The sequence below is a fragment of the Mucilaginibacter sp. A3364 genome, from assembly GCF_059690715.1.
Genome location: NZ_JCAWED010000001.1, coordinates 2374808 through 2395440 on the forward strand (window position 1 = coordinate 2374808; position 20633 = coordinate 2395440).

At 44.1% G+C, this 20633-nt stretch carries 22 protein-coding genes; 5 read left to right on the top strand and 17 right to left on the bottom strand.

The window, feature by feature from the left end:
* Nucleotides 1-90: 90 nt before the first annotated feature.
* Together AC59JT_RS10675 and AC59JT_RS10680 are read left to right on the top strand one after the other, a co-directional pair.
* Nucleotides 91-276 carry a hypothetical protein gene (locus AC59JT_RS10675; protein WP_497398575.1) on the top strand — a complete coding sequence of 62 codons (186 nt, stop codon included), beginning with the start codon at nt 91-93 and terminating at the stop codon, nt 274-276.
* A gap of 86 nt (nt 277-362) precedes the next feature.
* Nucleotides 363-1481 carry a GNAT family N-acetyltransferase gene (locus AC59JT_RS10680; RefSeq protein WP_497398577.1) on the top strand — a complete coding sequence of 373 codons (1119 nt, stop codon included), beginning with the start codon at nt 363-365 and terminating at the stop codon, nt 1479-1481.
* Nucleotides 1482-1582: 101 nt separating this feature from the next.
* Here AC59JT_RS10680 and AC59JT_RS10685 read toward each other — a convergent pair whose 3' ends face one another.
* The 13 genes from AC59JT_RS10685 to AC59JT_RS10745 all read right to left on the bottom strand — a co-directional run bounded on the left by AC59JT_RS10685 (nt 1583) and on the right by AC59JT_RS10745 (nt 13754).
* Nucleotides 1583-1924: a helix-turn-helix domain-containing protein gene (locus AC59JT_RS10685; protein ID WP_497398579.1), complete on the bottom strand. Its 342-nt coding sequence runs from the start codon at nt 1922-1924 to the stop codon at nt 1583-1585.
* Between the two features lie 73 nt (nt 1925-1997).
* Entirely contained in the window at nt 1998-3356 is a 1359-nt protein-coding gene (locus AC59JT_RS10690) for a UDP-N-acetylmuramate--L-alanine ligase (protein ID WP_497398581.1), read from the bottom strand.
* 1 nt (nt 3357) lies between these two features.
* Nucleotides 3358-4194, bottom strand: coding sequence for a 50S ribosomal protein L11 methyltransferase (prmA, locus tag AC59JT_RS10695; RefSeq protein ID WP_497398582.1), 837 nt, complete (start codon nt 4192-4194; stop codon nt 3358-3360).
* 3 nt (nt 4195-4197) lie between these two features.
* Nucleotides 4198-4686: a hypothetical protein gene (locus tag AC59JT_RS10700; RefSeq protein ID WP_497398584.1), complete on the bottom strand. Its 489-nt coding sequence runs from the start codon at nt 4684-4686 to the stop codon at nt 4198-4200.
* A gap of 18 nt (nt 4687-4704) precedes the next feature.
* Nucleotides 4705-5079: a hypothetical protein gene (locus AC59JT_RS10705; RefSeq protein ID WP_497398586.1), complete on the bottom strand. Its 375-nt coding sequence runs from the start codon at nt 5077-5079 to the stop codon at nt 4705-4707.
* A 19-nt stretch (nt 5080-5098) separates the two neighbouring features.
* On the bottom strand, nt 5099-5863 hold the full coding sequence (tpiA, locus tag AC59JT_RS10710) for a triose-phosphate isomerase (RefSeq protein ID WP_497398587.1): 765 nt from the start codon (nt 5861-5863) through the stop codon (nt 5099-5101).
* A 101-nt stretch (nt 5864-5964) separates the two neighbouring features.
* Nucleotides 5965-7113, bottom strand: a complete 1149-nt coding sequence (locus tag AC59JT_RS10715) for a GlmU family protein (protein ID WP_497398589.1) — start codon at nt 7111-7113, stop codon at nt 5965-5967.
* A 68-nt stretch (nt 7114-7181) separates the two neighbouring features.
* Nucleotides 7182-7430 (bottom strand): type B 50S ribosomal protein L31, encoded by a 249-nt coding sequence (locus AC59JT_RS10720; RefSeq protein WP_497398591.1) that lies wholly within the window; start codon nt 7428-7430, stop codon nt 7182-7184.
* 325 nt (nt 7431-7755) lie between these two features.
* Nucleotides 7756-9804, bottom strand: a complete 2049-nt coding sequence (locus AC59JT_RS10725; RefSeq protein ID WP_497398593.1) for a T9SS type B sorting domain-containing protein — start codon at nt 9802-9804, stop codon at nt 7756-7758.
* A gap of 137 nt (nt 9805-9941) precedes the next feature.
* Nucleotides 9942-10457 carry a hypothetical protein gene (locus AC59JT_RS10730; protein ID WP_497398595.1) on the bottom strand — a complete coding sequence of 172 codons (516 nt, stop codon included), beginning with the start codon at nt 10455-10457 and terminating at the stop codon, nt 9942-9944.
* Nucleotides 10454-10861 (bottom strand): methylmalonyl-CoA epimerase, encoded by a 408-nt coding sequence (gene mce / locus AC59JT_RS10735; RefSeq protein WP_497398597.1) that lies wholly within the window; start codon nt 10859-10861, stop codon nt 10454-10456. Before mce ends, AC59JT_RS10730 begins: the two co-directional genes overlap by 4 nt.
* A 111-nt stretch (nt 10862-10972) precedes the next feature.
* Complete coding sequence (locus AC59JT_RS10740) at nt 10973-11998, bottom strand: serine hydrolase domain-containing protein (protein WP_497398599.1); 1026 nt, start codon at nt 11996-11998, stop codon at nt 10973-10975.
* Nucleotides 11999-12272: 274 nt separating this feature from the next.
* Nucleotides 12273-13754, bottom strand: coding sequence for a TonB-dependent receptor (locus AC59JT_RS10745; protein WP_497398601.1), 1482 nt, complete (start codon nt 13752-13754; stop codon nt 12273-12275).
* 257 nt (nt 13755-14011) lie between these two features.
* On the opposite strand from AC59JT_RS10745, the gene AC59JT_RS10750 reads away from it, so the two are divergent.
* The 3 genes from AC59JT_RS10750 (at nt 14012) to AC59JT_RS10760 (ending at nt 16240) form a co-directional block, all read left to right on the top strand.
* The gene (locus tag AC59JT_RS10750; RefSeq protein WP_497398603.1) at nt 14012-15223 is read left to right on the top strand and encodes an IscS subfamily cysteine desulfurase; all 1212 of its coding nucleotides are present in this window, start codon (nt 14012-14014) and stop codon (nt 15221-15223) included.
* Nucleotides 15224-15368: 145 nt separating this feature from the next.
* On the top strand, nt 15369-15782 hold the full coding sequence (gene iscU / locus AC59JT_RS10755; protein ID WP_497398605.1) for a Fe-S cluster assembly scaffold IscU: 414 nt from the start codon (nt 15369-15371) through the stop codon (nt 15780-15782).
* A gap of 131 nt (nt 15783-15913) precedes the next feature.
* Entirely contained in the window at nt 15914-16240 is a 327-nt protein-coding gene (locus tag AC59JT_RS10760; protein WP_299358601.1) for a HesB/IscA family protein, read from the top strand.
* Between the two features lie 309 nt (nt 16241-16549).
* On the opposite strand, the gene AC59JT_RS10765 is transcribed toward AC59JT_RS10760, so the two are convergent.
* Genes AC59JT_RS10765 through AC59JT_RS10780 form a run of 4 tightly spaced genes read right to left on the bottom strand, consistent with a single transcriptional unit; the run spans nt 16550 to nt 20631 of the window.
* The gene (locus tag AC59JT_RS10765; protein WP_497398607.1) at nt 16550-17143 is read right to left on the bottom strand and encodes a LutC/YkgG family protein; all 594 of its coding nucleotides are present in this window, start codon (nt 17141-17143) and stop codon (nt 16550-16552) included.
* Entirely contained in the window at nt 17140-18519 is a 1380-nt protein-coding gene (locus AC59JT_RS10770) for a lactate utilization protein B (RefSeq protein ID WP_497399356.1), read from the bottom strand. Before AC59JT_RS10770 ends, AC59JT_RS10765 begins: the two co-directional genes overlap by 4 nt.
* Nucleotides 18519-19247, bottom strand: coding sequence for a (Fe-S)-binding protein (locus AC59JT_RS10775; RefSeq protein ID WP_497399358.1), 729 nt, complete (start codon nt 19245-19247; stop codon nt 18519-18521). Before AC59JT_RS10775 ends, AC59JT_RS10770 begins: the two co-directional genes overlap by 1 nt.
* Before the next feature lie 7 nt (nt 19248-19254).
* Nucleotides 19255-20631, bottom strand: coding sequence for an FGGY-family carbohydrate kinase (locus AC59JT_RS10780; RefSeq protein WP_497398609.1), 1377 nt, complete (start codon nt 20629-20631; stop codon nt 19255-19257).
* Nucleotides 20632-20633: the final 2 nt, after the last annotated feature.

Sequence of the window (20633 nt, forward strand, 5' to 3'; positions counted from 1 at the left end):
TTTACTATTAATAAGATAGAGCTTATCAACAAGCCGCTATCAAATTAAAAAGAGCTTATAACCAGATACACTTACAAAAACAACAACGCAATGGGAACGCCAAAAAAAATTGACAATAAAAAAATTCCTAAAAGCACCGAGGAAGATGATGATGATGACGATTCACTAGAATCAACACCGAAAAAGAAAGTTGTTGACGAAGATGAAGATTTTGACGGCAACCTGGATGATCTGGGCATAGAAAGCTATGACGATGATGACGACGACGATTATTAATTAATATTAAATACAGTATTTTTAAAGCATTCAAGGCCCCGGCCCTGGATGCTTTTTTTATATTTACCTATAACAAACATCCACCTATGAACATTATTGAAGTTAATGATAAAGCTACCCGAAAGGCATTTTTAGATACCGCGCGCGTTATCTACAAAGATGACCAAAATTGGGTTTGCCCCCTTGATAATGATGTAGAGGCGGTATTTGACCCGGCTAAAAACAATTTTCATAGTCACGGTAAATGTATACGCTGGGTAATGAAAGATGATAGCGGTAACCTTATTGGACGGATTGCCGCGTTTATTAATGATGAAAAGGCTTACCATTATGACAAGCCTACCGGCGGCATTGGCTTTTTTGAGTGTATAGAAGACGAAGAAGCCGCTTTTAAACTATTTGATACCGCCAAAGCCTGGTTGCAGCAAAACAGAATGCAAGCCATGGATGGCCCTATTAACTTCGGCGAAAACGATACTTTTTGGGGCTTACTGGTTGAGGGATTTAATCCGCCATCATACGGCATGAATTATAACCCACCCTATTACAAGGCTTTTTTTGAGCACTACGGGTTTACCAAGCTGTATGAGCAGATAACCAACAAGATTGATGTTTTAAAACCCTTCCCCGAGCGTTTTAGCAAGATAGCCAAATGGGTGAGCCAAAAACCAGGCTATGAATTTAAGCACCTTAAAGTAAGCCAGATAGACCAGTTTGCCGCCGACTTTATGGAGATATATAACGATGCCTGGGTTGGCTTTGAAAACTTTGTACCTATTAACCACGAAACCATCATCCAAAGCTTTAATAAAATGAAGCAGATAATGGATGAGAACCTGATATGGTTTGCCTATGTAAACGGCGAGCCGGCATCATTCAACATCATACTGCCCGATGCTAATCAAATGCTTAAACCCCTTAACGGTAAGCTTAACCTGATAGGCAAACTGAAGTTTTTATATTACCGCTGGAAAGGCGTTAGCCGTATGCGTGCTGTGGTAATGGGCACTAAGCAAAAGTTTCAAAACCATGGTTTGGAGTCGGCACTATTTATTAAGGTGGGCGAATATGTATTGCCGTTAAATCAATACAAAGAATTGGAACTATCCTGGGTGGGCGATTTTAATGAGAAAATGATAGCTATACACCAGGCAACTGGCGCCACCTTTGCTAATAAGCATTTAACAATGCGTTTGTATTTCTAGCTAACAAAAAAAAGCGAAAAGGTAAGCACAAAGCTTTTTGGAACAGGGGTATTTACACTGTAAGCCTGGCGCTTACGCTTTCAACTATAAATCTGGTTTAACTAAGCTGTCGCTTTGTTATGCCTAAGCTCTTCAAACAGCTCAATAACCTTTTTCTGCAGATCGATAATCTCAATCTCCCTGTCAGTCAGCTTTTTATTAACAACGTCAAGCTCGTTCACAAATTTTTGTTCTTGCTCTAAATCATTAAATGTAAGCAGTTGCACTACAGACATATCAAACAAAGTAGATATTTGCTCCAGGCGCGACAGGTTAATATCAGTTATACCGGTTTCAATTTTCGAAAACGCGGGAATTGATATATCTAACCTCTTTGCCACATCCTCCTGGCTCCATCCTTTTTGATGACGTAATAGTCTGATTTTTTTTCCTAATGATTTCATTTTATGTTACAAAATAAGGGTAAGGGTTTCGCAATAGTTAATAAAGTTACTGCTTTTTATTTTATTTCAAATATTATAACAATAATTTATTTTTCAAACCAACCAAATCAATGCCGCCAAAGTTGCCCGAACTCATCATTAACAGGTTGGCATTTTCTAATTTAACCGACTCTAACTCACCCAATAAGGTGGCTGGATCATTAAAAAAGGTCAAATCGTCCTTAGCAAATGCTACTTGCACCACTTCGGTCGGATAGGGCTCCATCTTTTTTTGCTCAAAAGTTTTCTTATCAATAAAAACTATGGCAACGTCGGCTTCGTCCATGGTGCCGGCATATTCGGCTAAAAAGTCTTTATTCAGGCTGCTAAAGGTGTGCAGCTCCATGCAGGCTATTAATTTCCTGTCGGGAAACTGTGCTTTCACGGCGTGGATAGTGGCCGTAAGTTTTGATGGCGAATGCGCAAAATCTTTATAAATGGTTGCCACATCGTTTTTACCAACTAACTCCAACCTGCGGGCCGCGCCTTTAAACGAAGTGATGTGCCGGTAAAAGTCGGCAGTATTAATACCAAGGCTTTCGCACACCAAACGCGCGGCCTGCATATTTAACAGGTTATGATCGCCAAATACCTGTAAAGGGTATTTTTCTCCTTCGGCGATGATGGTGGTTACTCCGTTCTCAATCACATACTCGGGCAAAGTATAAGGCGTTTTTTGCGTAGCCGATGTATCTTCGGCCACTACTTTAGCCAGCACCTCATCATCCACACTGTAAAACAGTTTACCGTTAGGCTGGATGGTATCAATAAAAATTTTAAACTGGTCGATATAGCTTTGAAAGGTTGGGAATACGTTGATATGATCCCAGGCTATGCCGCTGATAACGCCAATGTTGGCTTTATACAAGTGAAACTTAGGCCGCCTGTCAATCGGCGATGCCAAATATTCATCACCTTCAATAACAATGATTGGCGCCTCTTGGGTTAGCTTAACCATGGTTTCGAAGCCTTCCAGTTGCGCACCTACCATATAGTCAAAATCTTTACCGGCAGCCTGTAGCACGTGCAATATCATGGAAGTGATGGTAGTTTTACCATGGCTGCCTCCTATTACTACGCGTTGCTTGTCTTTTGATTGTTCGTAGATGTATTCGGGATACGAGTATACTTTAATACCTAGCTCCTGTGCTTTTAACAGTTCAGGATTATCAATACGGGCGTGCATCCCCAGGATGATGGCATCCAGATCAGTCGTTATCTTTTCAGGGAACCAGCCATTTTCGGCAGGTAAAATACCGTGCTTTTGTAAGCGCGATGCCGATGGCTCAAACAACACATCGTCTGATCCGGTAACTTCAAATCCTTTTTTATGCAGCGCTATGGCCAGGTTGTGCATGGCGGCGCCGCCAGTAGCTATAAAGTGAACCCTCATATTATTTTACAAATTTTGCTGCCACCCAGTCTTTATCAGTTTTATGAGTGATGTATTTTAAACCGTATTTACCTGCTTCGTCTTTGATGATATCCAGGTCGGGCGTTTCATAAAACCCGCTGAAATAGATCTCGCCCCCCGGCTTAAGCGCCTGGTTGTAGCGTTCCATCTGGTCAATCAAAATATTACGGTTGATATTAGCCAGTATGGTATCATACTGCTCATCAGGGATGGCTTCTTTTGAGCCGCAAAGCGCGGTAATATTGCTGATATTATTCAGTTGCGAATTTTCGATAGTGCTTTCATAACAAACCGGATCGTAGTCAATTGCCACCAATTCGGCTGCGCCTAACTGTGCCGCCATAATAGCCAAAATAGCTGTACCGCAGCCCATATCCAACACCTTCTTACCTTCCCACTCGTTCTCCAATATCAACTTCAGCATCATCGCCGTAGTTTGATGATGGCCCGTGCCGAATGACATTTTAGGATCGATAATAATCTCGTACTTAAACTCTGGTCTGGGTTCATGGAAAGTAGCACGAACGAAAACCTCATCGCCAATGCTGATCGGTTCAAAATTACTTTCCCAAACCTCGTTCCAGTTTTTTTGCGGGATAAGTGTGGCTTCATAAGCAAAAGAGAACATTTCCCTGTAAGGAGATAATGCTTCTTCTATCGCTTCGGTATTATAATCCCCTTCGGGAATATAGGCTTTAAAGCCGCTGTCAATATCTTCAAAAGTATCAAAACCAACCTGGCTCAACGCATCTATCAGCAGGTCTTGCTGGTAGTCTTCGCTAGTTTGGGTGGTGAAGTGTAATTCGTAGTAATTCATTGTTTATTCTTCAGTTTCCTTATCGTCCGCCACGGCATTGGGTTGACGCTTGAATCTCTTACGGTCCAAAAGGTATAACAACGCAAAATTTATCACCCAGTAAAACACCTGTACGCCCGCCATAAACAGGAACGTGTGCATTAAATGCTGGTAGCCGGTTATTGGGTCCCATATAATATAGGAGATACCAAAAGCTGCCAGCAGGCACACCAAAAGCATTAATCCAAAAATAAGTATGGCGCGTTTGGGTTTGGCTAGTATACTTCCCCACAATGGCATCACAATTATCCATTGGGTAAGTACGGCGATAAGCATTTGTACCGGAGCAAATGTTTTGTAATAGGAAATGAGGCCCTTAACCGAGTCCTCGCCCATAGCATCGGTACCTACTTTACCAAAAAAAAGGGTAAATTTAATAAAAAGGGCAAACACCCAAAAAGCCAATAAAGGGAATAGTATATTTCTGAAAAAACCTTTCGCAAACCTACCCATTCCCTTTGAATCAAATTTTTAGTTGGATGCTTTAATAATTGTTAAACCTATAGGCACAATCAAACTCAGCATAAGCGGAACCACAAATGTAACTACATCTAACCAATTTTGCTTTCTACCCTCCTCTTCGTCATACAATGACAATCTGTTATAGGTCGGCTCCATGGCATACTTTTTCAAATATAAATATCTAAAGAAAGCATAGCTTGTAACATATACAAAAGCAGACGTAAATACTGCGGCTTCCGGTGTTTGTATGTATAACCCCAAGACACCAAAAATAAAAGTAACGATAGATAATATTCGTAGTCTTTCGCTACTTCTTAATTTTTTGTAAGAAACAAGCATAAATAGAATAAACACAGGCACTAAGCCAATATAAACGTATGTCATTCTATCGATGCCAGTTTATTTAGTTAAACGCTTTAACAATATCGGTAAAATCGCGCGATTTTAGTGACGCGCCACCTATCAAACCACCGTCAATATCTGCTTGCGCGAATAGTTCGGCAGCGTTTTTAGGGTTGCAGCTACCGCCGTATAAAATGGTAGTGGCATCGGCAATTACCTGGCTGTATTTAGCAGCAATTTCCTGGCGAATAAACGCGTGGATCTCCTGAGCTTGATCAGATGTTGCAGTTACGCCTGTACCAATGGCCCAAACCGGTTCGTAAGCAATTACCAACTTGGCAAACTGGGTTTCATCCAAATGGAAAACACCTTCAACCAATTGGCTTTTGATAACATCAAAGTGGGTACCGGCTTCGCGCTCGGCTAATGTTTCGCCAATGCAGAATATGGGTTTAAGGTCATTAGCCAGTACGGTATCGGTTTTTTTAGCCAACAGCTCATTGCTCTCGCCAAAATACTGGCGACGCTCTGAGTGTCCCAAAATTACGTAAGTTGCACCTACAGATTTGATCTGCCTAGCAGAGATCTCGCCTGTGTAAGCACCAGACTCGGCCTGGTGTGCGTTTTGCGCGCCGATAGAAATTTTTGCATAGCCTTTACCTAAAGCTGCCAGGCTATGCAAATGTATAAACGGACTGCAAACTACTACTTCCTGCGTACCGGTAGCTTCGTCTTTTACCATATTGATAACTTCGGTAAACAAGGTAAGGCCCTCGTTGTAGTCCATATTCATTTTCCAGTTACCGGCAACAATTTTTTTTCTCATGATTGGTTTTTTTAGTCGATGGACCATAGTCGATAGTCCATAGTTGTTAATGTTTATTGTTTTATTGAATCATGGATTATTGGCCATGATCTATGATCTATTTAAAAATCCTCTCTATACTCTTCCGTCAGTTTAAATACTTCTTTCAGGATGTTACGCTCTTTGTCGTCAAATACCCGGTCGCGGCGTACATATACTTTCTCGGCCGTGTCGAACATTTTTTTGATGGAATAGGTTTCGTAACCACCGGCACCGCCCCAGGCGTAATCGGGTATAAAGTTCAGCGGCATGCCTGATCCGAATACGTTGGCGCTTACGCCCACTACCGTACCGGTGTTAAACATGGTATTGATGCCGCATTTAGAGTGGTCGCCCATGATTAAACCGCAAAACTGCAAACCTGTTTTACGATAATGCTGCGTGGCGTAATCCCACAGCTTTACTTCGGCGTAATTGTTTTTTAGGTTAGAATTATTGCTATCTGCGCCAATGTTACACCACTCGCCCATTACCGAGTTACCCAGGAAACCATCATGGCCCTTTGACGAGTAACCCCATATAACAGCATTACTGATCTCGCCCCCTACGCGCGAATGTGGGCCAACAGTGGTGGCTCCATATATTTTACCACCCATTTTAACCTGCGAATGTTCGCACAGCGCAAACGGGCCACGGATGTGAGTACCTTCCCAAACTTCGGTATGGGCTGCAAGGTATATGGGGCCGTTGTTGGTGTTAAAGGTTGAACACTCGGCAACGGCGCCTTCCTCGGCGAAAAAATCATTACCCAGGATAACGTTGGTTGAGCTTATAGTTGCGCTGGTGCGGCCTTTGGTTAATAGTTTGAAATCCTTGCGCAGCTCAATATCGTTTTTGCTGAATATATCTTCGGGGTGTTTGATGGCTATGACGAAAGGCTCATATTCGATCTCGGTTTCAACCGGATTGCGGCTGGCTATTAAAACCTCGCCTTGTTTAAGAGCCTCGCCATCCTGCAGGTTACGCACGGCTTCCAGCAGGCTTTCATCCGGGCATATGGAGCCATTGATGTACAGATCATTCTCCCCGGTTACTTTCGGGAACTTTTCCTGCAAATACGGTTGGGTTTGGAACGAAAATTCGGCACCAAGATGTTTGGCCCATTTTTCGGCGATGGTTAAAATACCGATGCGCAGATCGGCAACCGGGCGGGTAAAGGTAAGCGGCTGTAAGGTACGATGCGCGTTATCGTCGAATAGGATAATTGCCATACCGCAAAAATAAAAAAAGTCCCGACTGCTAGGCCGGGACTTGTAAATATTTTATTAACACCAGAAAATTATTTCTTGGCGTAACGGCTGCGGAATTTATCGATACGACCTGCAGTGTCAACCAGTTTCATTTTACCGGTATAGAACGGGTGCGAGGTGTGCGAGATCTCTAATTTGATTAATGGATACTCGTTACCGTCTTCCCATTTAATGGTTTCGCGAGTGTCAATGCATGATTTAGTCATGAAAGCATAGTCGTTTGACATGTCTTTGAAAACAACTAATCTATAGTTTGAAGGATGCAGATCTTTTTTCATCGTTATTGTTATTTCTTTATCAGGTCGAAACTTTCAATAACCTACATTGGCTAATTGGTTTCGTTACTTCTCTTCTTGTAAAAGAGGTGCAAATCTATTAAAATAAGTTAAAAGTAAAAAGCCAAAATTAAAAAAAATTATCGGGCCGCTTTTGCGGGGCTCCGATAAGGGCGCAGTGTAGCGGTTTATGCGTAGCGCTACAGGTGCTACACTTTTTAACCCGCACCTACTACACTAAGCAAAGTTTTGATTAACAATAATTTATATAAAAAATTAGTGTACTGGTTAACTCATACAGTAGTACACGTATTGTGGTGACGCATGATCACCTCAATATCGTCACATAACCGGAAATGGGTTTCTCCTTATCATTAACAATGATCATGTAGTAATACGTACCTGTCGGGATATCTTTATTTTTTGATTTTCCATCCCAGGGGTGCGGATACGCTTTTGAATTAAACACTACAGCGCCGTAGCGGTTATAAACAGTTACGCTGCCGGTTATAGTTAGCTTAGGCATATCCCAGGTATCATTAATACCATCGCCGTTGGGGGTAAAAGTATTGGGCACCAGCGCAGCTGATGGTGGTGGCTGGGCCGTACCATCGGGCAGTACGGTTATGGTGAAGGTTGTGGGCGTGCTGCCACATGGCAAGGTAGTTACGGGTGTTACCGTAATTTTAGCCAAAATGGCTTTATTGGTTTTGTTTATAGTTGTAAAAGCGGCAATATCACCGGTACCGGTAGCCGGCAGGCCAATGCCCGGCGCACTGTTTGTCCAGGTAAAACCATCGGCTACGCCGGTAAATGCTACGGCCGTAGTTGCTTCTCCCCCTTTTACATTTTGCGAAGCGACCGGATTTACATTGGCCGATTGATTGACCGTGGCCGATACCGCGTATTTATCGGTCATGTCTTTTGATGTAAATACAACGTCGCCGGTAATATTACCCACCGTGGCCGTACTGGTGGTACGGATGAAAAGCGTAGTAGGCTTTACCATATACTTTGTGGGGATCAGGGTTATGCTTCCGGCATAGTCCTTATCAAATGACCGGGATATTTCAAAACCCGGCGGCGCGGTAATCGTAAGATCGCCTTTTTGATAAAGCCCTTCTACCGACATTTCTAACACAGCGGAAGAGGGCTTGCCCGAACAGGTGGTGATACTACCTAACAGATACCTTACTTTAACCCGCGGTGCCGGATAAATCGTTATTGTCCATGGCACGGCGTAGCAGGTTTGTCCATCAATAACAAAATTACCCGCCGCTGTTGGTGCATCCTGTACTTCTACCAGGGCAATTTCTTTGTTAGTGCGTGTATTAACAACCGATACATTATTACTTGCCGTGTTGGGTATATAAACGCTTTGCCCATCAACACTAAGGCCTATGCCCCGCGACCCCGAACCACTTAAATTAACACGGACGGTATTTTTTGTAACCAGCTCGGTAGCTAAAAGCTGATGCGTGGTTTCATCCAACGTATAAAGTATGCTGTTACTGGCGTTTAAAGCAAGCCCATGTGGCCTGTTACCTACCGGGATGGTTTCAAGTACCGTATTGTTGATAGTATTAATAACCGAGACCGAATTTGACCCGGAATTAACTACATAAACATTCCCACTTCGCCCTATGGTTATACTCTCGGGTTGTACGCCAACGGGTATTTGTGTTATTATGCTATTGGTTTGTGTATTGATAACCGTTACCGTTGATGGCGCGCTACTATTTGGATTGTTATTACTAACATAAAGGCGGTTACCGTCGGCGCTGATGCAGATGTCATAGGCACCTGCAATGCCGGGGATGGTTGTTATAGCATTGGTAGTTGTATTAACAGCCGATACGCTATTATCCAGGTAATTAGGAATATAAAGGCTTGTGCCGGCTCTGTTAACGCAAACACTAACGGCGTAATGCCCAATGGGAATAGTTTTTTCTACTTTCCGTAATAAGGTGTTTATAACCGAAACAGACCTGGACCCTGAATTTATCACAAATAACTTGCTGCCGTCAAAGCTGAGCGCCATCCCGACAGGTTCTATCCCTACAGGTATCTCAGTACCATCGGGTTTATTGGTAATAACATCGATAATACTTACACTATTAGAAAGCCTGTTACACACAAAAGCAAAACCCGAAGGACCGGGAAGGTGCGTTGTGTGAGCCACTATCGGCTCGTCGCCTTTATTTACGGCCCAGTAGCGCGTTTCATTAAACTCTCCAAATTCGGGCAAACCAATTTCGGGTTTATCGTTTACAAAGTGTGTATACAGGCAACCGGTACCCGATCGGCGGATTCCAACTTCGACTAACAGATCACCGTCCCAATGCACTACCTGAGCCACTGCTTTATCAAAAAACAAGCAGCTAAATAAACAAATAAGGGCCAAGGCATTTTTCATTAAAAGACAATATAAGAAATAGTACGATAATGTAATAACCGGCGAGAACCGAAAACCTGCTTTTAGCAGCATGTCAGGTTTGGCTTTGTGATTGTATACTATCGCCTAGGATAATTACTTTCTCCTAAATAAACATCCTTAATTCTGCGCCTTAACAGGTCATGAAGTTGCTGCGTTTTTCCAGAAAGCTTGTTCCAATCGCAAACTGATGAATATTCTATTTTCTGTGATTGCTGCCCATAATTGATCATCACTTCCAGATCGCCGATAAATTCGGTACAAAATTTCGTCGTTTCTACGCGATGCTCGACAATATCTTTAGCTAAATAGTAAATACTATCACGCTCTAATGCAGTAAAGTTTGTTTTTATAGTATCTACTTTTATTGGCCCGGGCGGAGGAGGAGAAAAGATGCTGCCTGCGTGATAAACTTTTACGGTAGCTGTATCATTATAACTCCGGATGGTTATGAGCACCCGGTTTTCTGACTGAATAGTTATGTGATGCCATAGTTCCAGCGATTGCGCCTGCTTAGCTGAATTATTTTTGCAGTTGCAAGCGACGCCGATCATCAGCGATACCAACAGCAACACCCAGTTGAAACATATCTTCATATTTTGATTACCTCCTGCACCAACTCCACCAACACCCCGCCCACGCTTTTAGGATGCACAAAGCAAACCAGTTTATTATCTGCGCCAGGTTTAGGCTCATCGCTTAACAAAACAAAGCCTTCGCTTTTTAGTCGGGCCATTTCGGCTTTAATATCAAAAACTTCAAAGGCTAAGTGATGGATACCCTCCCCTTTTTTGGCAATGAATTTGGCTATGGGGCTATCGGGGTTTGCGGCTTGCAGCAGTTCTATTTTATTCGGGCCGCTCTGCAGGAAGGCGGTGGTAACACCTTCGGTGGGTACTTCTTCGGTCTTATAAATGGTGGTGTTCAATAGTTTTTCATACAGGCTGCCGGCGGCTTGTAAATCGCTTACGGCGATGCCGATATGTTCTATTTTGTTCATGTACAAATATGGGGAATAAAATATGGAGTTTTCGTTTAGCGGATTGCAAATCCGCGGTTCTTGGGTCCGGGATTAAAAATCCGGACCAACGTAGAATAATAGCACAGCCCGCTATTTCAACACCTTAGCTATATCCTTCTCCAAATCGGCAATACCATCGTTTTGGGTATTAGTAAGTAGTATTACAGCCTGGTTAACCTGCGTGCGCCTGCTTATAAAAGCGGTATATCCAACTATATTTCCTTTATGGTAATAGGTGTCCATAATCCCTCCACGTTCGCGCACAAACCAGCCGTAACCATACTTATCGTTTATCTGAGGTTTAAACATCAGTGCTTTGGCCTTCGGCGAAAGTAAACTATCGCCATTCAAAGCCTCGTGCAGGCGATAAAGATCGCCGGTGGTTGAATATATGGACCCTGCTCCGTTTACATTCTCAAAAGCAAAATCAACCACCACAGGTTTGGTTTGCTCAATAGCTGTATAGCCAATAAAATATTTACCTACCTGGGCGCTTGTAGCTACGCCGGTTTGTGTTAAATGTGCCGGGATCATTATCTCTTCTTTAACCAGGCTGGCATAAGTCTTCCCGGTAACAGCTTCCGCAATTTTGGCTAATGTTACATAACCCGAATTAGAATACTCAAAATCACTCCCCGGTGTAAATTCTATGGGGGCTTTGTTTAGCGAATCGACAATATTAAAACCCCGCTGCTTACCTATTACCTCGTTAATGCCCGATGAATGGGTTAATAGCTGATGAATGGTGATTTTACCGACATCGGCTTTGCTTATATTTAAATATTTATTGATAGGATCGTGCAGGCCAAGCAATCCCTTGTCTGCCAGCCGAAGAATAATGATAGCGGTTACGGGTTTTGATAATGAGCCGACCAAAAACCTGGTAGTATCATTATTTTGAACATCGCCCGCCGCGTTATTTTTACCGAAACTCTTTTTATAAATAACCCGTCCGCTATCGGCCACCAGCACGTTGCCGACAAATTTTTTATTTTGATAGGCCTGATCCATAATGTAGGCTATTTTTTCGGTGTTGGTTTTACCGGGGTTATTGTTGCAGGCCGTCAAAATAATGCCTAAGCTTGCTATACCAAGAGTTATTGTTTTGATTTTCATTGTGTTTTGGGTTATGATGGTGAAAATTAATTATCAGCCAACAAAACATGGCAAGGAAGCCGGGGAATGCGGCTAATTATTCGGTAAGTGGCGGGATTGCAGGGGCTAAAAAGGGGCAATAAATAAAAATGCCATTTCGACCAATGGGAGAAATCTATACACTAGCCGAGCCGCGTGCTTAACGTGTGTATAGATCTCTCACTATCGTTCGAGATGACATCCTAATTTAATTCATCAACCATGATTCATCAACTATGAACCATGAACTACAAACTCAATTATTACTCCGCTCCGATATCTCCTTATCCTTCTCCAAAAGCTCCAACGGCACATCGCAAGGGTAACCAAACAGGCAGCGCTCTTTAATAATAGCGGCAACCTCGGCGGGTACGTATTCTTCCCAGCCGGTGGCGCCTTGCTTTATCAGGGCCAGTACGTTGTCGGTTTCTACGTTCAGGTTGTTTTCGTTAAAGTGGCGTATGTCCTCAATTTTGTTGTTGGCAATGAGGTAGCGGTATAAGTCTATGAGGTGTGCCGGCGGATGGAAGCGCAGGCAGTTCCATATCACACCATTACGTAGGGTTGGGTAAATAAACAGTTTCACTTTACGACTAAACAGCGTAGCAAAAGATTCCAAAATACCTCCCGGCAGGTTTTGATAATGCTCTTCAGAGAAAATATATTCCAGGTTGGGATAGCCCAGCACCACGCCCAGTTTTAACTTGGTAATTTTAGATAGATAGGCTACCAGTTTATAATATTCGTGGAAATTGGATATTAGCACGGTTTGGCCTAATGAGCAAAGGATATCTACCCTATCCAGGAAATCTTTTTCGTCAATTTCGCTGGTTGGGTCGGCATCGCGCTCTTGTAACGATTGCAGGGTTAATTCGGTAACTACCTTAACATTTTTCTTATCAACATCGGCCTCCTGCATAAATTGTTTCACACCGGTTTTGAGCATGTCCATATGTACGTTAATGAGCGGGCGGAAACGACCCCTGATCACCACAATATGCTTTTTATACAGCGCATCGGTAGGTTGCAGGTTCTTACCATCCGGACCAAACACCGCGGCGTCCGAAAATCCGTATTTCACCAGGTGCAGGCTCATCAGGCGGTTATCCACCTTGGCAAAGCTTGGCCCTTCAAAACGGATCATATCTATCTGCACGCTGTCTTTTGATAGGTTATCCATCAGCGACAGCAAAAACAGCGGCGGGTATTCATTATAGTAAAAGCAGGCATAAATAAGGTTCACCCCTAAAATACCTACGGCCTGCTGCTGCAGGTTATTATCATTATCAAGCAGTTTAATGTGTATTACTACATCGTTAAACGGTCCGTTAGGTTCCAGCTGGAAGCGTACGCCCATCCAGCCGTGGCCCTCGTTGGTTTTATTGTAGTTAAGCGCGGCTACGGTATCGCTAAACGCGAAGAAGGTAGTGGCATCGCCACGTTGTTTGGAGAGGCGCTCCTGTAACAGGCCATACTCATGGTTAAGCATGGAGATCAGGCGTTCTTCGGTTACATAGCGGCGGCTTTTTTGTACGCCGTAAATAGCGTCGGAAAAAGCCATATCATAGGCCGACATGGTTTTGGCTACAGTGCCCGATGCGCCACCTGCTTTAAAAAAATTTGCTGCAACGTCCTGTCCGGCCCCTATTTCGGCAAACGAACCATAAACTCGGGGGTCGAGATTGAGCGCTAAGGCTTTTTGTTTGGTACCGATATCTTTGTTATGAATGATGCTCATACCCGGTGTAGATTAAGAAGATATTGTTACCATAATAGCAGTAACAACGGCGCAAAAATACGAATTTAAAAACAATAAGGCGCAGGCACTTACCGAAAAAGCAAAAACATGATTTTGCGCAAACATTGGCATCATTTACAAAGCCTTACCAACGGCTTTGCGAAAATTATTAGTTTAATATGACTATTTAGGTTATACTTTTAGATACGTTTCCGCAAAACTTACTTATCTTTGTATTATATTATATTTTTTAAAAGATGAATCTTCCAATCTATCTGGATAATAACGCTACTACCCCAATGGACCCACGCGTGCTGGAGGCCATGATACCTTACTTTACTACTAAGTTTGGTAATGCCGCAAGCCGTAACCACCCATTTGGCTGGGTAGCCGAAGAAGGCGTTGATTATGCCCGCGAGCAAGTGGCCAAATTAATTGGCGCAAGCGAAAAAGAGATCATATTCACCTCTGGCGCAACCGAATCAGACAACCTTGCTATTAAAGGTGTGTTTGAAATGTATAAAGAAAAAGGCAACCACATTATCACTACCGTTACCGAGCATAAAGCTGTTTTAGACGCTTGCAAACACGTTGAAAAACTAGGTGGCCGTGTTACTTACCTGCCAGTGAAAGAAGACGGTTTGCTTGACCTTGCGGTTTTGGAAGCTGCTATGACACCTGAAACTATCCTGGTATCGGTTATGTACGGTAACAACGAGATCGGTGTTATACAACCTATAAAAGAAATATCAGACATTGCACACAAACATGGTGCTTTGTTTATGACCGATGCTGTACAGGCTGTTGGTAAAATACCTGTTGACGTTAACCGCGACGGTATTGACCTGCTTGCCTTATCGGCACATAAATTTTACGGTCCTAAAGGTGTAGGTGCTTTATACGTACGCCGTAAAGGACCACGTGTTAAAGTTACTGCTCAAATGGACGGTGGCGGCCACGAACGCGGTATGCGTTCAGGCACGCTTAATGTACCGGGTATTGTTGGCCTGGGTAAAGCTGCCGAACTGGCTAACGCCGAAATGGCAAGCGAAGCCATCCGTCTATCAGCTTTGCGCGATAAATTGCAAAACGCGTTAACCGTATTAGAGGAAAGCTATGTTAACGGTAACGTTGAGCACCGCTTACCACACGTAGCCAACATCAGCTTTAAATATGTGGAGGGGGAAGGTTTGATGATGGCGATGAAAGATCTGGCCGTATCATCAGGTTCGGCTTGTACTTCAGCTTCGCTGGAACCGTCATACGTGCTGAAAAGCTTAGGCTTGTCAGACGACCTGGCTCACTCATCTATCCGTTTCGGCTTAGGTCGTTTCACCACCGAAGAGGAAGTTGATTATGCAATAGAAGTAACCAAAACAGCGGTTACCAACCTGCGCAACATGTCGCCGCTTTGGGAAATGTTCAAAGAAGGTATCGACCTTGACTCGATTGAGTGGGCGGAACACTAAGAAGATTTGAGATGTGAGATATGAGATTTGAGACTCCTATTTTACAGATCAACTAGATAAACAGAAATAAAAATCACCCGATTTGGGAAGCCGGATTTGAGAACATCTCATATCTCACGTCTCAAATCTCATATCTAAAAATAAAATGGCATATTCAGATAAAGTAATTGATCATTACACTAACCCACGCAACGTTGGTACTTTAGACAAAAGCAGTCATAAAGTAGGTACCGGCCTGGTTGGTGCCCCTGAGTGCGGCGACGTTATGCGCCTGCAAATTGAGGTTGGCGAAGATAACGTGATCACCGACGCTAAGTTTAAAACTTTCGGCTGTGGTTCGGCTATCGCTTCATCATCATTAGCTACCGAATGGCTGAAAGGTAAAACTATTGACGACGCAATGAACATAGACAATATGGACATCGTGGAAGAACTGGCCCTGCCACCGGTAAAAATTCACTGCTCGGTTTTAGCCGAGGATGCTATTAAAGCTGCCATTAACGATTACCGCGTTAAAAACGGCATGGAAGCTATCGAGCTGGAAAAATCACATCATTAATATCAGAAGCAAGAATCAAGAGCCAGGAGTCAAGATTGAATACTTGATAGTCTTAACTCTTGACTCCTGATCTTATAAAAAACAACTGAATACTCATAGTCTTGGTTCTTGACTCTTGATTCTAAAAAGAAATGGTAACTGTAACTGATAAAGCAAAAAGTAAAGTAGAAGATCTGATGCGCGATTCGGGGCTTGATGCTTCGTATTTTCTGCGGGTATCTGTACAGGGTGGTGGTTGCTCAGGCTTATCATACAACCTTGATTTTGATAACGAAGAGAAAAAAGGCGACCAGTTTTTTGAGGATAAAGGCGTACGCATGGCACTTGACATGAAATCATTCCTTTACCTGGCCGGCACCGAGCTTGACTTTAGCGACGGCCTAAATGGCAAAGGCTTTAACTTTCATAACCCTAACGCAAGCCGTACCTGTGGCTGTGGCGAGAGTTTCTCTGTTTAATTAAGATTACACAGATTTTGATATTGATTACACCGATCCTGGATACAGGGTCGGTGTTTTTGTTTGCGATGCTTCTGTTTCTTTGGTAAGCCCAAATGCGCCGTAGGTGCAAAAGCCCGGTAGAAAAACCAGATAACGAAATAAATGCATGCCGTAGGTATGCAACTTAAGTTACGTACCGACGGCACGTTTAGGTGGAGATATACTATTTGCTACCAAGCTTAAACCCCTACGGGGGTTGGGTCAGTGTCAACTAATCGGTGAAATCTAACCCTATCTGTAACATCAACCCTCAATCGGTGAAATCAATCAAAAATCAGTTGAATCTAAAACAAACACCGTCATGCTCCTCGGCCCATGCGCTCCTATTACTAACGATTGCTCGATATCCGCCGTTTTGGATGGCCCGGCGATGAAAGACGCGAAGCCGTACGCCGGGATTTGTGCTATCCTATCATAAGCCTCGTTCATGCTGGGCACAATATCTGTAGCTTTTATAACTACGGCCAGGTGTTGGGTGATAAATGGCAACACACGTATACCCATCAAATCTTCGGTAACCCAAACCGCGCCGTTCTCGGCTACGCCGAAGTGAGCTTTGATCACGGCTAGTTCTACATCGTAAAGGGTATGTGGGTCGATATCTTTTTGCAGGTGTTCGAAACCATTTAATTCCTCAACAGGCGATACCATACGCTTGCCGGTGTATTGGCTGGCGCAGATGTTTGTTATTTCATCCCAGCTTTTTACCTTAATTAACTTACCGCCTATGTTGGTGAGCGTTTGTACAAACTGCTCATAAGCGCCGGCATCACCATATTGAAACCTGCCCAGATCAGGCAAGGCCGAGTTTGCGGGTTGGTTGGCTTTTACCGCCGCTAATATGTTATCCCTGCTGCTCATTTCTTACCTCGGTTTTGCTGGTACCATTCGCGGAAGGATTGCTCGGGCGGGGCCGGAAGATCACGCTGTTTGTACCAGGGGTTTAGTTTATTATTTACAGCAAATGGCATGTATTTTAGCGTAAGCCTCCCCGCTTTGCCGGCCATACGGTACAGGGTTGGCGATGATAACGTAGTGCTCATGATTTCCATACTGAGCGTCTTGACTTTTGGAGCGAGGCCTTTTTTAACTAATACCTGTCGCCATTTATAGAGTTGATCGTGAATATCTATCTTAACCGGGCACACATTGGTGCACGATCCGCAAAGGGTTGAGGCAAATGGCAGGTCTTTAAATTTCTTCATATCCAGGTTTGGCGCCAGTATAGACCCTATCGGCCCCGCTACGGCATTATGATAGCTGTGCCCACCACTACGCCTGTAAACCGGGCAGGTGTTCATACAAGCCCCGCAACGGATGCATTTTAAAGAGTTTCGGAAATCTTCTCTTCCTAATTGTACCGTCCGTCCGTTATCCACCAACACAATGTGCATTTGCCGCCCGGGACGGGGACTTTTAAAATGACTGCTATACGTAGTTATAGGCTGCCCCGTAGCGCTTCGCGTTAGCAAACGTAGGAAAATACTCAAATGCTTTTTCTGCGGGATCAGTTTCTCGATTCCCATGCTGGCGATATGAATATCGGCCAAATGCGCGCCCATATCGGCGTTGCCTTCGTTGGTGCAAACTACAAATTCGCCGGTTTCCGCTATTGCGAAGTTTACACCGGTTAGCGCGGCACGGCGGGTGATGAATACTTCGCGCAGGTGCTGGCGGGCGGCTTCGGTTAGTACCTGTGGGTCACTTTCATGGGCTGGTGTGCCTAAATGCTCGTGAAACAGGTCGCCTATCTCCTCTTTCTTTTTGTGGATGCAGGGTAGAACGATATGGCTTGGTGGTTCTTTAGCCAATTGAACAATACGTTCGCCCAGGTCAGAATCTATTACTTCTATACCGTGCTCCTGCAGATAATCATTCAGGTGACATTCTTCAGTTAACATGGATTTGCTTTTTACCATGCGGGTGATACCGTGCAATTTAAGCAGGCTATGAACAATTTGGTTATGCTCTTCGGCATTGGCGGCCCAATGTACGGTGACGCCGTTGGCTGTGGCTTGCGCTTCAAATTGCTCCAGGTATTTGTGCAGGTTACCCAGCACATTATGTTTAATGGCCGATGCCGCGTTTCGGAGATCCTCCCACTCGGGGAGGGTTTGTACAATGCGGTCGCGTTTTTGGCGTACCCACCAAAGGGTTTCGTCGTGCCAGTTTACGCGGTCTTCGTCGCGGTTAAAATCGTCGGCCAGTTGGGCGTGTTCTTTCGTTGTAGGCTCCATCATTCCGCGTTTAAAATTTCGGCAATATGTATCACTTTTACCGGGCTACCCTGGCGCTTAAGGATGCCTTCCATATGCATCAGGCATGACATATCGGCCCCGGTAATGTATTCCGCACCGTGCAGCTCGTGATCAGCAACTCTATCTTTCCCCATCTTAACCGATACAGCTTCCTCGGTTACACAAAACGTGCCGCCGAAGCCGCAGCATTCGTCTACACGTTTCAGGTCTATCATTTCTATGTCCTTCACCATATTCAGTAAACTGCCCGGTTTGGAAAACGATGGTGCCACCAGTTCGCTCATCGAACTTAAATGCAAACCACGCTGTCCGTGACAGCTTTGGTGCATGCCCACTTTGTGCGGGAAACTGGCGTTCAAATTCTCCACTTTTAACACATCCGTTAAAAACGAGGTTAGCTCATATACTTTATGGCCCATATATTCGGGACTATGATGATCTTCACTCAAATGCTCCTGCAAATACAGCACACAGCTGCCTGCCGGCGATACGATATAATCCAGCCCCTGAAAGTTTTTGATAAACAGATCGCTGCAACCTTTAGCTAAATGCTGAAAGCCCGAGTTGGCCATGGGCTGCCCGCAACAGGTTTGGTTTTGGGGGTACACTACTTCCACACCCAATTTCTCGAGCAATTGCAGGGTAGCGATAGCCACCTGCGGATAAAACTGATCTACATAACAAGGCACAAATAACCCTACGCGCATCATAAATTTAATATCGTTGTGGTATATACGAGTGGAACGCGAAGTAATCGAGTTCCACTAAATTGGTTGGCATGGCTTTTCTGTTCCAGTGTTTATGCATCGCTATTGCAGCGCCCAGCGCGGTGGCCTGCGGCATGGATGACGCAAAGATCTCCATATCCGGGAAAGCCACGGCCAGCAAATTCATGTACACCTGGTTTTTACCAAAGCCGCCGTCAACAAAAATACGTTTAACAGCTGTGTTTTTAAGGACTAAGTTGGATGATTTTACCTGCTGGCGCACTAAATCGTAAACCAAATGGTGATAAGCCTCTTCATCATAATCGTACCAGGCCAGATCAACATCGGCAAAAGGTAGCAAATCGCCATTTTTTACTTTACGAGGATCGGATTTTAGCGTACTGATGGTCTCCGGGTTAAACTCCACCCATTTGTATTTACTCACGTGATGGCCGTAATGCGCGGCCAGCCGCTTTGTTTGATCCTCGTGCTGTTGGCCCGCAAATAAGCGCGATGCTTTAATAGGATTCCCCTTATAATCCATATAGCACAGGCAATCCTGTTGTAATTCATCAGCCGTTAGCGGTGTGTTGTTGAACGGATTTAAGCTGATGCACCAGGTACCGGTTGATAACAGCATAAAAGGCTCCTTAAAATTAGCCAGGTAAGGTATCAGCGCTGATGAACTATCATGTAGCCCGTAACCTACCGCTACTTCTTTATCATGGTAAGTTGTTTGTATCGCGTCCTCATTATCAATTACCGGGGCCAGCTTTTCGGCTATGCCTTCCTGTTGAACCCATTCATGATATTGATTTTGATCAAAATCCCACAGGTTAGTATGGCAACCGATGCTGGTAATATCGCTGGCGGCCTTGTGAGCCACCACATAGCTCATGTATTGCGGCAAGTGCAGGGCGTATTTGGTTTGAGCGAAAATATCAGGCTGCTCGTGCTTGATACGATAAACCTGCATCCCCGAATTCAAGTTCCCCAGCACCGGCGACGCGGTTTTACGTGCGAAGGTTTCCTCGCCGCCGTGATCAGCATAAAATTTGGCTTTCAGTTCTTCGGCTAAAGGCTTGAGGTAATTATACAGTGGCGTTAATGGCTTGCCTTCTTCATCTATATAAACAAAACTGGCACCGTAAGTAGCGAAGTTTATGGCACGCACATCATACTGCTCCATAGCAAAAGCCTCATTCAACGAACTTACTAGCGAGCTTTCCAGCGCCTCCAGATTATCGCAGGCAAAACCGTCCTCATCCTCGATCTCGTTGAACTTGGCCGAACGCTCGAACACAATTTTATAATCCTCATTGAACAGGAAGAGCTTTTTGTTGGTTTTCCCAACATCAAATATGGCAGCAACCGGTATTTTCATCA